We start from the raw sequence: 10,812 nt of genomic DNA, 5'->3' as shown, positions 1-10,812 counted from the left end.
CGGCCGTGGCGCGCCGCCGGCGTCGCGTTCGGGTCCGTCGCGCTCGTGAAACTCTTCCCAGCGCTCGTGGGCGCGTGGTTGCTCCGGCAGCGCGCGTGGCTGGCTATCGCCGCGGCCACGGCGACCGGTGTGCTCGGCCTCGCCTCGGGCAGCCTCGTCTTCGGACCCGAAACTACGGCGGCGTATCTCACGGACACCCTGGCCCACGAGGCCTCCGTCGGGTCGTTCACGGGCGGACCGGACCCGACAGCCCCGTTCGTGACCGTCCGCCGCCAACTCACCGCCGTCTTCCCGGGGCTGCCCGCGGACTGGCTCCTCCCCGCGAGCGCATTCGTTCTCGCGCCCGTGTTCGTCGGCGTGAATCGCGTCGTCGACACGCTCCGGAGCCGACTCGTCGCGCTCAGGGCACGCTGCTCGCCGCACTCGCGATGTTCCCGCTGGAGCCGTTCTACGTCGTGCTCGCGTTCTTCCCCCTCGTCCCACTGCTGTACGTCCTCGACGCGGGACGCGAGCGGCGGTTGTTCCTCCCCGGTGCCCTCCTCCTGGCCGTCCCGGTCACCTGGGAGAGCGTGCTGACCGTAGCGACCCTGCTGCCCGGCGGCGTCGAGTCGGTCGCGAGGCGCGCCGCGGGCCCGCGTTCGGCTTCGTCCTCCCGCCGACAGCGGGGATGTGGCTCGTGCTGGCGGCCTGCCTGCTGTTCCAGCACGGCGCGGCGAGCGAGGCGAACGAGGCCGTGTAGTCACGTTCTTACGCGTCGAACTCCAATCTGGTTGTATGATTGACCCCGCGGAGCTGGACGTGACGCTCGTCGACGGGTACGTCGACGAGCCGGCGCACTTCGGGGTGCCGCCGTACATCTCCACGTATCCGCGGTACACGGCCGGCGCGCTCGTGGACGCCGGCGTGCCCGCGGACAACGTCACCTACCACACGATCGACGAACTCCGAGACGACAAGTCGAAGTTCAACGACGTCGCGGACGCCGACCTCTTCGTCTACGTCGGCGGGATGACGGTGCCCGGGAAGTACGTCGGCGGGACGCCCGCCGAACCCGACGAAGTCCGGGAGCTGGCGTGGGTCGCGGAGGGCACGAGCGTGATGGGCGGACCGGTGCGGTTCGGCGTCGGCGAGGAGAACGCGGGCGCCCAGGAGATGGAGCGGTCGGACCTCGACTTCGACTTCCTCGCGATGGCGGACGTGGAGGCCGCGGCCTACGACCTCGTGTCCAACGGCCTCGAGGGGTTCGAGGACCGCTACCGGGACAACGAGGAGATCGACCGGTGGGCCGCCGACGGCGCGTTCGTCGTCGAACAGCACCCGAACTACCCAGACTACCTCATCTGCGAGATGGAGACGTCGCGGGGCTGTGCGTACCGGTGTTCGTTCTGCACGGAACCGATGTACGGCGACCCCGCGTTCCGGTCCGCTGACAGCGTCGTGCGGGAGGTCGGGAACCTCTACGACCACGGCGCGCGCCACTTCCGACTCGGCCGGCAGGCCGACATTCTCGCGTTCGGCGGGGACGGCGAAGCCCCGAACCCGGACGCGATTCGACGCCTCTACGGCGGCATCCGGGAGGTCGCGCCCGACCTGAAGACGCTACACCTGGACAACATGAACCCGGTGACCATCGTGGACTACCCCGAGAAGTCCAAGGAGGCGATTCGGGTCATCGCCGAGCACAACACCGCGGGGGACACCGCGGCGTTCGGCCTCGAGTCCGCCGACCCCGTCGTCCAGGCGGAGAACAACCTCCTCGTCAGCGCCGAGGAGTGCCTGGAAGCCGTCCGCATCGTGAACGAGGTCGGCGGGTGGCGGCCGGGCGAGGACCCCGCGGACGCGCCGACGTACGGCGACGAGGCGGCCGACCGCCTCCCGAAACTGCTGCCCGGCATCAACCTCGTGCACGGACTCACGGGGGAGCGCGAGGAGACGTTCGCGCACAACAAGCGCTTCCTGCAGAGCGTCCTCGACGAGGGCCTCCTGCTGCGCCGCATCAACATCCGCCAGGTGATGACCTTCGAGGGCACGGACATGGCGGAGACGGGCGTCGAACTCGCAGAGAACCACAAACAGCAGTTCAAGCAGTACAAGCAGGCGGTCCGCGAGGAGATCGACAACCCGATGCTGAACCGCGTGGTGCCGCCCGGGACCGTCCTGAAGGACGTCACCCTGGAGTACCACCAGGACGGGAAGACGTTCGGCCGGCAGCTCGGCACGTACTCCCTGCTCGTGGGCATACCGGGCGAGCGAGAACTCGGGCAGACCATCGACGTCGCGGTCACCGACCACGGCTACCGGTCCGTGACCGGCGTTCCGCACCCGCTGGACGTCAACGACGCGTCGATGGACGAACTCACCGCGATTCCCGGCATCGGCAAGCGCACCGCCGGGGACATTCTCGTCGACCGCCCCCACGAGTCAGCGCCGTCCGTCGACGAAATCGACCTCGCGAAGTTCACGCAGTGAGCCGGGCACGGGACTGACAGCGGCGCCCGGATCGGACGGTCCGCTCGCGTGAGGCCGTCGCTACGTGTCGACGAGAGCGCGGCCGCCGGGTGGCCGCAGAGGACTTAGTACTCGTCTTCGATGATTTCGCCCACTGCGAAGTTCGACTTCACTTCGGTCACTTCGACTTTGACGCGCTCGCCGATCTCGGCGTCCGGGACGATGATGACGTAGCCGCGCTCGACGCGCGCGATGCCGTCGCCCTGCTTCCCGATGTCCTCGATTTCGACGTACCGGATCTCCCCCTCCTCGACTGGTGGCTGGGGCTCGGAGGACGCGGGTTCGCTGGTGGATTCCGTCTCGTCCCCGGCTTCGGCGTCGGCCTGCGAGATGAGCGCGACCCGATAGACGTCCCCCGGGTCGACCGCGCCCGCCTCGACCTCACTCCGAGGGACTTCGACGACGTATTCGTCGTCCTTGACGGTGACTTCCGCACTGAACAGACAGAGGAGTTGGTCAGAGATTTCCATGACGAGCCTCCAATGGACGGTGTTTGTCCCGCGACTTAACAATTTGCACGACCACGATGGGCACGCGGTCCGCAGCGTCACCCGTCGGTGACGTAGAAGTCCGACCGCTCGTCGATCGGGTTGGCGTTCTTGAGCTTCGCGATCTTCGACGGTGCGCGGTTCCGGACGATGACCACGTCGTAGTCGTCCTGCGCGGTGACCGCGCTCCCGACGCTCCCGAGGCCCGTGACCATCCGGCCGGCGTTCTCGCTGCCGACGAACACCATGGAGGCGTCCACCTCGCGGGTGACCCGTCGGATCCGGTTCGTGATCGCGCCGACGGGCGCGTACTTGTCGATGACCTCGTGCTGGAAGTCGACGGCCGGCACGAGGTCGGTGACCTGCTGGTGGAGGGTCGCGACGACGGACTGCCTGTCGAAGGACTCCGATTCGCCGATCCATCCTCGTTCCCGGGCGTACCCCGTGTTGTTCTTCGGGATGACTGCGACAGCGAGCACTCGCTCGTCGAGGACAGTGCTGAACTCGGCGGCGCGAACGAGTGCGGCTTCCGCGAGCCCCGATCCGTCGAAGGGGACGACAAACGTCATGACGGGGTCTACGAGGGGGCGGGCAAAATGTCTACCCGGTGACTTTCAGGCTCCGGGAACGACCCGTCGGTCGCCCTCCTCGGGTTCGGCGTGCGGGGCTGCGTGGCTCAGTGCGCCACTGATTTGCCGGTGTGGGTGCTCTTTTCCCCGATTTACGGCCGCTGCTACGTTCTCTCGTAGGCGGTGCCGTCAGGCCGTTTCGCGCCCTCGGAGTCGTGGACGACCGTCTCGTCGGGCGCGGGGTCGGCCGGTTCGTAGGTGTCCCGGACGGCGATTGCCTCCTCCAGTTCCCGGACTGCGCGCTCCTTCAGGGCTGCAGCGAGGGATTCGGCGTCGTCTCGGGAGATGTCCCGGCCGAGCCCCTCGCACTCGTGGGCGCGGACCATGCCCTCGGCGTCCACGGCCTCCCCCATCGGCTGGCTGGTGCCGCCGAGCGCGACGCTGAACGGGTAGGTCCGGCAGATGAGCGGCCGGCTGTCGTGGGCCGTGCACTCCCCAGTGCCTCCTTCGACGGCTTCGCCGTCGCCGTGAGGCGTCTCCGACGCCTCTCGCTCCTCGTAGAACACGCAGTCGCCGCAGGCGTCCGTCTGGAGCGCCCACTCGAACGTCTCCCCGGTGCCGTCCTCGTCGAGGCCGTACGGCATCGGGCGGGCGACGTCGCGCCAGTCACGGTCATCGGTCTCTTCCAACTCCCGTACCTCGTCGGGGAACACGGTCGCCGTGTGCGGGTCGTCGTCGTCGGACTTGCAGCACGCCCCGCAGCGCGTGCACTCGAAGCCGATGGACTCGATGGCGTCCGCGAGGTCGGCGAAGGCGAGGTCGCGGGCGCGCGCCAGTTCGGCTTCGAGTTCCTCCATACTTCGGGTACGGCGGGCGCGGGGAAAAGCGTCGCGGGCCGGGCCTGTCACAGCGTGCGGCGGCGACTCGAACTAGGTCGGTGTCGCGCGTTCGCCGTCCCACTCGATGCGTCCCTCGACGGCGAGTTTCTCGAGGTGCGCGCGGACCGACGCGGCGGCGAGGTCCTCGAACCCTCGGAGGTCCTTCGCGTACGCGTCGCCCACGACGTCCGGAACCGCGGTCGAGCCCCTTCGCACTGCGTCGAGGACGCGCCGTTCGCGGTCCCGGCGGTGCGCGTAGAGCTCGTGGAGTCGCTCGCGGGGCGAGTCCACGACGTCGCCGTGGCCGGGGTGGAGGCGGTCGAAGTCGCGTGCGGCGGCGCGGCGGAGCGACGCGAGGTACGCCCGCATGTCGCCGTCTGGCGTGCCGACGAAGACGCTGCTGTCGGCGAACACCAGGTCGCCAGTGACGGCCTCGCCGCCGACGCAGAAGGCGACGTGGTCGGGCGCGTGTCCGGGCGTAGCCATGGCCGTGACGCCGCTGGCTCCGAGTTCGTCGCCCGGGCGGAAGCAGCGGTCCGGCGCGACGCCCGTCGTCGCCTCGAAGCGGTCCGCGAACGGCGCGAACGCCCAGACTGTGGCGTCCGCCGCAGCTGCGGACGCTCGGACTGCGCCGACGTGGTCGGGGTGGGTGTGGGTGACGGCGACGTGGTCCACGTCAGCCGCGGCGTCGTCGAGTTCGGGCGTCTGGCCGGCCGGGTCCACGAGCACCCGTTCCTCGTCGCCGAGCACGTACGCGTTCGTCGCGCCGCCGGGGGCGCGCGTCTCCACTGGGACGGCGAAGCGGTCGATCACACGCTCGAAGACGGGAGCCGGGAGGAAAAGCGCGGAGGTTACTCGTCAGCCAGGAAGTACACCTGCTTGCGGGCGTCCTGGAAGCTGTAGCGGGAGCCGACGAGGTCCGCGTCGTCGAGGCGGTTGAGCGCGTAGCGGACGGTGCGGTCCGGCAGCAGCGACTCCTCGGCGAGCTGGCCCTGGGAGAGCGGCGAGTCCATCTCCAGTACCTTCGCGACGAGCTTGGCGCTCGGCGGGAGTTCGCTGAGGCGGTCGCGGTATTCTTCGTCGTCTTCGATTAGTGAGGTGGCCTTTGACGCGGACGTGCTCATGCAACTGCGTCACATACAGGTGAAGGTAAAGGTTGTCTACCCGTGCGACTAAATTCCTTATATCGTAATAGGGGTTCTGCGGCGGCCTCGACACCCGACGTGTTTTCAGGCTGGCAGTTTCAATCGCGGGTATGTCGTCGATTCCATCCGAGTACCGCGACCTCTTCGAGAAGCGGTCGTTTCTCAGCCTCGGGACGCTCACGCCGGACGGTTTCCCGCACGTCACCCCGGTGTGGGTGAGTTACGACGAGGCCGCGGACCACATTCTCGTGAACACGGCCCGCGGCCGCCGCAAGGAGAAGAACCTCCGACAGAACGAGCGCGTCGGTGGGTGCATCCTCGACCCGGAGGACCCCTATCGCTACCTCGGATTCCAGGGGGAAGTCCGCGAACTGACCACCGAGGGCGCGGTCGACCACATCGACGAACTCGCGCAGAAGTACATCGGCGAGGCGGAGTACCCCTACCTCGATGACGAGGAGGGCGAACGCGTGCTCGTCCGCATCGAACCGACGCGCGTCTTCGGGTAGGCGGTCCGGGTGCCGTGACGCCGCACCCGGAGTGACCGTCGCTATCGGCTGTGTTCGTTTCTTCGGGTAGGCGGTCCGGGTGCCGTGACGCCGCACCCGGAGTGACCGTCGCTATCGGCTGTGTTCGTTGTACGTCCCGAGGTGGCGGTCGCACTCCGGGCAGTGCACGTGGTGGATGCCGCCTCGTTCGTGGTGTTCGAGGTCGGCCGCCTCGAACTCGCCGTCGCAGCCGGGGCACGTTACCATACCTCACAGTACTGTCGGACCGACCAAATTCGTTGTGCGATTTCCAGTACGGTTTTAACCACCCAAACTCGAAGTACGCTCAGAAGCGTGAAGGGACAGGAGTGGTACCAGGCCACGGAGGTCGCCGAGGAGTACGACGAGAAGCGATTCTCTCGCGGCGGCCGGCTCATCGACCGGCGGGAGAAGGAAGCCGTCCTCGACGCGGTAGGGCCGGTCGAAGACCAGCGGGTTCTCGAGATCGCGTGCGGGACGGGGCGGTTCACGGTGATGCTCGCGGAGCGCGGCGCGGACATCACCGGCCTGGACATCTCCGGGCCGATGCTCCAGGAGGGTCGCGAGAAAGCCAAACGGGCGGGCGTCTCGGACACCCTGGAGTTCATGCGTGGCGACGCCGCCCGTCTCCCGTTCCCGGACAACCACTTCGACACCGTGTTCGCGATGCGGTTTTTCCACCTCGCGGACGCGCCGGTGAAGTTCCTGACGGAGATGGCCCGGGTGTCCGACGACCAGGTGTTCTTCGACACGTTCAACCGGTTCAGCGCGCGGTCGCTGTACAACTGGCTGCTTCCGATGGGGTCGCGGCTGTACGGTGACAGCGAAGTGCGGCGCATCGTCGACGACGCCGGCCTCCGGCTCGAGGACGCCGAGCACGACTTCGTCGTGCCGTACGGGTTCTACCGGAAAGTCCCGGACTGGGTCGCGGGGCCGTTCCGGAGTGGCGACACCGCTCTCGGGAAAACACCCGTCGGTCGGACGCTGGCGACCGTCTCCTACTGGAACGCCAGCGTCTGAACGCCCGGCTCGCACTGTCGGTCCGCGTTTGAGCCGAGAACGCCAGAACTCGGCGTTCCTGACGGCTATCGGACCATTTCTGGGGGGCGAGAACCCCGGATGTTTTTACCGGCGCGTAGACTGGTGTGGACTATGGACCTCTCGGTAGTGGTGCCTACTCTCAACGGCCGCGACGTGCTCGCGGGGTCACTAGACGCCCTCGCGGCCCACGCACCCGACGCCGAGGTCGTCGTCGTGAACGGCCCGTCAGTGGACGGGACGAGCGGCATGGTGCGCGACCACGACGCGGCGACGTTCTCCTGGAAGTCTCCGAGCGGAACCTCAACGCCTCCCGGAACGCCGGGATCGCCGCCGCCACCGGTGACGTCGTCGCGCTCGTCGGGCAGGACTCGCGCATCCGCGACGACTGGGTGGGCGCGGTCGCAGACGCGCTGGCCGCCGGCGCGGACGCCGTCACGGGGCCAGTGCACCGGCGGGTCGAGGGCGGCGTCACGACCGAATCCGTCGAGGAGACCTCCATCTGTGGCTGCGAGGTGCGATACTTCGACGGCGGGAACGTCGCGTTCACCCGGGAGGCTATCGACGCCCTGGACGGATTCGACGAGTACCTCCAGACCGGCGCTGCGCGGGACGCAGCCCACAGGCTCGCGGGCATGGACAGCGACGTCGAGTGGGGCGCCGACGCCGTCGTGTTGCGCGAGGAGAAAGACGACATCCGGCACCGGCTCCCCGAGGACGCCGACCAGTCGACGTGGGGGCTGAAGTACCGCTCACTGGCGTACCGCCTCGTGAAGAACTACGGCGCCAGCGCCCGCGTGATGGCGCGCATCTTCCGGCACGCAGTCGGCGACGCGTTCTCCGTCGGCGCCGACGTCGTCCGTGGCGAAGCGAAACTGACTGAATGGGCGGCCGCCGGAAGCGCCGTCGTGCCAAACATCTGGACGGGCAGCCAGGACGGCATCTCCGCGCGGATGGCCGACCGGACGCCCCGCCGCAACCCCAACGGGGTGTCCGCGCGCATGGACCGGACGATGGTGCGCCACGACTGCAACGTACGGGAGTAGCGCTGCTGGGAAGACTCACTTTGACTGCAACACCATTGCACAGCGCCGCGGACGCAGTTCGATCCGCGCTCACTCGCGGTCGAGGCCGGGAACGACGCGCACCGGATTCTTCCCGAGGACCTTCGTCATGGCGTCCTCGGTGACGTCCAGGGTGAGAATCTCCATGACGGCGACGTTCGGGTGAGTGTCTGGGACGCCGCTGCCGAACAGCACGCGGTCGGGGTGTTCGACGATGGCGCGTTCGAGGAGTTCGCGGTAGCGGACGGCGGCGGTGTCGAGGTAGAGGTCGTCGTAGGCGTCGAGCAGGCCGATGGCGTCGTGCATTAGCCCGCGGTCCAGGGGGTGGCCGCCGAAGTGCGAGAGCACGACTGGGAACTCGCGGTCCAGCAGCGCGTCCTCCAGCGCGCTCGGGGGGAACTGCTGGCCGCCGTGGACGAGCAAGGGGAGGCCGACGTCGTCGAGGACGTCGAGGACGTCCGGTTCGGGGAGGCCGTCCCGCGTCGGGTCGAGTTTGAACCCGTGAAAGCGGTCGTCGTAGGCGTACTGTTCGATGTCTTCGGGGGAGGTCTGCCAGTCGGTTCGCGACGACCGGAGGTTCTTCAGGCGGGAGGTCGCGCCGTCGCCGGGGTCGCGGGGGCCGTCGATGCGCGCGAACGCGATGAACGGCCGCTGGACGGCCTGACGGGCGACCGCGTTGTTCGCGCGGAGGTAGCCCTGTTCGCCCTTCCGCGGGCCGGGGAAGACCACCGAGCGCACGATGCCGGCCTGGTGCATCTCGCGTTCGAGGTCCTCGCCGTCGATGGTGCTGCCCCGCACTGGGCGTCCGGGACCGGCGTGGAGCCGTGCGTGCGCGTCCACGATGCGGAACCCGTGCTCCAGTTCGAGCATACGCGTAGGTGACCGGCCGGGTATTTCGACTTGACGGTGGGTGGCAACGCTTATGAATCCTGATTGAGTACTCAATCAGCATGACCGAGGCGGCCGACCGCACCGACGCGGAACGGGAACTGCTGGCGGCGACCGAACGCGCAATCGCCGAGTACGGCGTGTCGGCGGTGACCACGCAGAAGATCGCCGACGAGTGGGGGCGCGCGCAGTCCCTGGTCCACTACTACTACGACACCAAAGACGACCTCGTCGTCGCGTACATCGAGTGGGTCCGGGACGGCTTTCAGCAGCGGTACGCCGAGCACGCGGACGACCCACCTCTGCAGCGACTCCGCTGGGCGGTCGTCGGTGACCTCGACCGAGACGACTGCGCGGACCCGACGACAGCGGCGCTGTACGAACTGCACGCACAGGCTCCCCACGACGAAGCGTACCGCGCGGCGCTGAACGACCTCGAGGACTGCGCCCGCGAGTTCGTCGAAACCGCAATCATCGACGGCGTCGCCGCCGGCACGTTCCGGGACGTCGACCCCGCTGACGCCGCGACCTTCCTGCTGTCCGCCCACGACGGCGGCGTCGTCCGAACCGTCTCGCTGGACCGGACGGCGGACGCCGACAACCTCCGCGCGGGCGTCGAACAGTACGTCCGGCACGTCCTGCTCACCGACGACGCCCGCGAGGACTGGACGGGCTTCGCGGAGGCCGGCGACTGATGGCGTTGGCCCGAACGCTCGGCCACAGCGGGTTCCGGCGGCTCTGGTTCGGCCAACTGGCGTCACGCATCGGGGACAGCGTCCACGAGATCGCGCTCGTCTGGGTCGTCTACGAGGTGACCGGCGACGCGACGCTGCTGTCGCTGACGTTCGTCGCGAGCTTCCTCCCGACGGTGGCCCTGTCGCTGCCCGCGGGCGCGCTCGTGGACCGCGTGAACCGGAAGTACGTGCTCGTGGTCTCTGACCTCGTGCGCGCGGCGGCCGTCCTCGTCATCCCGTTCGTCGGCCGCGGGCCGCTGCTCGTGCCGACTGTCCTCGCTGTCGCGTTCCTCACGGGCGTGGCCGACGCATTCGACGGCCCCGCGCGAAACGCGTTCGTCCCGCGCCTCGTCCCCGAGTCTGACCTCGACGGCGCGAACTCCCTGGTCCGGATGACCTCGACGCTCTCGCAGGTGCTGTTCGCCGCCGGCGGCGTGGTCGTCGCGGTCTTCGGGTCGTTCGTGGCGTTCTACGTCGACGCCGCCACGTTCGTCGTCTCCGCGCTGTTCGTGGCGTCGATTCCCGGCGAGCACGGCGTCCCCGACCGCGAGGACGCCGAGGAGGCCGCCGCTACGGGCGCGGGCTTTGTGCGGTCGGCGGCCGCCGAGATGGTCGCAGACGTCCGCACGGTCCTCGGGTTCGTGCGCGACCGCCCGCTCCTCCGGAACCTCCTGGTGCTCGGCGCCGTCCTCCAATTCGCCGTGGCGCCCGTGAACGTCGCCGTCCCCGTCTACGCGCCGACGCTTCCCGTTCCGGGGAGTCTCGCGCTCGGGCTCGTTTACTCGGCGTTCTTCTCGGGCATGACGCTGGGCACCGTCGCAATCGGGCGCTTCGACGGGTTCGTCGACGCGGTCCGCGGCGTCCTCGTCGTCGCCGGTATCGTCGGGTTCGGCGTCGGACTGCTCGCGGCCGTCCTGCCCGTTCCGAGACTCACGTCGGTGTCGCGGGCGTGCTCGCGTTGTTCGCGTTCGCG

The 10,812-nt window shown here is 68.9% G+C and carries 13 protein-coding genes and 1 pseudogene; 7 read left to right on the top strand and 7 right to left on the bottom strand.

Going from position 1 to position 10,812, the window contains the following annotated elements; genetic code table 11:
* Window positions 1–576: glycosyltransferase 87 family protein (locus tag GRX66_RS12250; protein WP_159526819.1), on the top strand; the 576-nt coding region annotated here is incomplete at its 5' end.
* A gap of 198 nt (window positions 577–774) precedes the next feature.
* Window positions 775–2,469 carry a radical SAM protein gene (locus tag GRX66_RS12245; RefSeq protein ID WP_159526818.1) on the top strand — a complete coding sequence of 565 codons (1,695 nt, stop codon included), beginning with the start codon at window positions 775–777 and terminating at the stop codon, window positions 2,467–2,469.
* 104 nt (window positions 2,470–2,573) lie between these two features.
* Here the strand turns inward: GRX66_RS12245 and GRX66_RS12240 are convergent, their stop codons facing one another.
* The 5 genes from GRX66_RS12240 to GRX66_RS12220 all read right to left on the bottom strand — a co-directional run bounded on the left by GRX66_RS12240 (window position 2,574) and on the right by GRX66_RS12220 (window position 5,567).
* A complete protein-coding gene (locus GRX66_RS12240; RefSeq protein ID WP_159526817.1) occupies window positions 2,574–2,978 on the bottom strand; it encodes a TRAM domain-containing protein in 405 nt (134 codons plus the stop codon).
* A 77-nt stretch (window positions 2,979–3,055) separates the two neighbouring features.
* The gene (locus GRX66_RS12235; RefSeq protein WP_159526816.1) at window positions 3,056–3,565 is read right to left on the bottom strand and encodes a universal stress protein; all 510 of its coding nucleotides are present in this window, start codon (window positions 3,563–3,565) and stop codon (window positions 3,056–3,058) included.
* Window positions 3,566–3,729: 164 nt separating this feature from the next.
* Complete coding sequence (locus GRX66_RS12230; protein WP_159526815.1) at window positions 3,730–4,422, bottom strand: YkgJ family cysteine cluster protein; 693 nt, start codon at window positions 4,420–4,422, stop codon at window positions 3,730–3,732.
* 72 nt (window positions 4,423–4,494) lie between these two features.
* Window positions 4,495–5,256 carry an MBL fold metallo-hydrolase gene (locus tag GRX66_RS12225; protein ID WP_325064089.1) on the bottom strand — a complete coding sequence of 254 codons (762 nt, stop codon included), beginning with the start codon at window positions 5,254–5,256 and terminating at the stop codon, window positions 4,495–4,497.
* Window positions 5,257–5,294: 38 nt separating this feature from the next.
* Window positions 5,295–5,567 carry an ArsR family transcriptional regulator gene (locus GRX66_RS12220; protein ID WP_159526814.1) on the bottom strand — a complete coding sequence of 91 codons (273 nt, stop codon included), beginning with the start codon at window positions 5,565–5,567 and terminating at the stop codon, window positions 5,295–5,297.
* A 131-nt stretch (window positions 5,568–5,698) separates the two neighbouring features.
* Between GRX66_RS12220 and GRX66_RS12215 the strand changes: the two genes are divergently transcribed.
* Window positions 5,699–6,097, top strand: coding sequence for a PPOX class F420-dependent oxidoreductase (locus GRX66_RS12215; RefSeq protein WP_159526813.1), 399 nt, complete (start codon window positions 5,699–5,701; stop codon window positions 6,095–6,097).
* A 111-nt stretch (window positions 6,098–6,208) separates the two neighbouring features.
* Here the strand turns inward: GRX66_RS12215 and GRX66_RS20330 are convergent, their stop codons facing one another.
* Window positions 6,209–6,343, bottom strand: coding sequence for a hypothetical protein (locus tag GRX66_RS20330; protein ID WP_267903085.1), 135 nt, complete (start codon window positions 6,341–6,343; stop codon window positions 6,209–6,211).
* A gap of 87 nt (window positions 6,344–6,430) precedes the next feature.
* On the opposite strand from GRX66_RS20330, the gene GRX66_RS12210 reads away from it, so the two are divergent.
* Window positions 6,431–7,135: a class I SAM-dependent methyltransferase gene (locus GRX66_RS12210; RefSeq protein WP_325064088.1), complete on the top strand. Its 705-nt coding sequence runs from the start codon at window positions 6,431–6,433 to the stop codon at window positions 7,133–7,135.
* A gap of 132 nt (window positions 7,136–7,267) precedes the next feature.
* Window positions 7,268–8,199, top strand: a pseudogene (locus GRX66_RS12205) (glycosyltransferase family 2 protein).
* A 69-nt stretch (window positions 8,200–8,268) separates the two neighbouring features.
* Here the strand turns inward: GRX66_RS12205 and GRX66_RS12200 are convergent.
* Window positions 8,269–9,087 carry an amidohydrolase family protein gene (locus GRX66_RS12200; RefSeq protein WP_159526812.1) on the bottom strand — a complete coding sequence of 273 codons (819 nt, stop codon included), beginning with the start codon at window positions 9,085–9,087 and terminating at the stop codon, window positions 8,269–8,271.
* Window positions 9,088–9,167: 80 nt separating this feature from the next.
* Between GRX66_RS12200 and GRX66_RS12195 the strand changes: the two genes are divergently transcribed.
* Together GRX66_RS12195 and GRX66_RS12190 are read left to right on the top strand one after the other, a co-directional pair.
* The gene (locus GRX66_RS12195; protein ID WP_159526811.1) at window positions 9,168–9,800 is read left to right on the top strand and encodes a TetR/AcrR family transcriptional regulator; all 633 of its coding nucleotides are present in this window, start codon (window positions 9,168–9,170) and stop codon (window positions 9,798–9,800) included.
* The coding region (locus tag GRX66_RS12190) for an MFS transporter (protein ID WP_159526810.1) at window positions 9,800–10,812 on the top strand (1,013 nt) is incomplete at its 3' end. The genes GRX66_RS12195 and GRX66_RS12190, both read left to right, overlap by 1 nt.

This window comes from Halobacterium bonnevillei, assembly GCF_009831555.1.
GTDB classification, from domain to species: Archaea; Halobacteriota; Halobacteria; order Halobacteriales; family Halobacteriaceae; genus Halobacterium; species Halobacterium bonnevillei.
This window is presented reverse-complemented; position numbering and strand designations above follow the sequence as displayed.

Bases quoted from the DNA above. Each gene is read 5' to 3' on its own strand.
- GRX66_RS12245 (WP_159526818.1), top strand. From the start codon at position 775: ATGATTGACCCCGCGGAGCTGGACGTGACGCTCGTCGACGGGTACGTC.
- GRX66_RS12240 (WP_159526817.1), bottom strand. From the start codon at position 2,978: ATGGAAATCTCTGACCAACTCCTCTGTCTGTTCAGTGCGGAAGTCACC.
- GRX66_RS12235 (WP_159526816.1), bottom strand. From the start codon at position 3,565: ATGACGTTTGTCGTCCCCTTCGACGGATCGGGGCTCGCGGAAGCCGCA.
- GRX66_RS12230 (WP_159526815.1), bottom strand. From the start codon at position 4,422: ATGGAGGAACTCGAAGCCGAACTGGCGCGCGCCCGCGACCTCGCCTTC.
- GRX66_RS12220 (WP_159526814.1), bottom strand. From the start codon at position 5,567: ATGAGCACGTCCGCGTCAAAGGCCACCTCACTAATCGAAGACGACGAA.
- GRX66_RS12215 (WP_159526813.1), top strand. From the start codon at position 5,699: ATGTCGTCGATTCCATCCGAGTACCGCGACCTCTTCGAGAAGCGGTCG.
- GRX66_RS20330 (WP_267903085.1), bottom strand. From the start codon at position 6,343: ATGGTAACGTGCCCCGGCTGCGACGGCGAGTTCGAGGCGGCCGACCTC.
- GRX66_RS12200 (WP_159526812.1), bottom strand. From the start codon at position 9,087: ATGCTCGAACTGGAGCACGGGTTCCGCATCGTGGACGCGCACGCACGG.
- GRX66_RS12195 (WP_159526811.1), top strand. From the start codon at position 9,168: ATGACCGAGGCGGCCGACCGCACCGACGCGGAACGGGAACTGCTGGCG.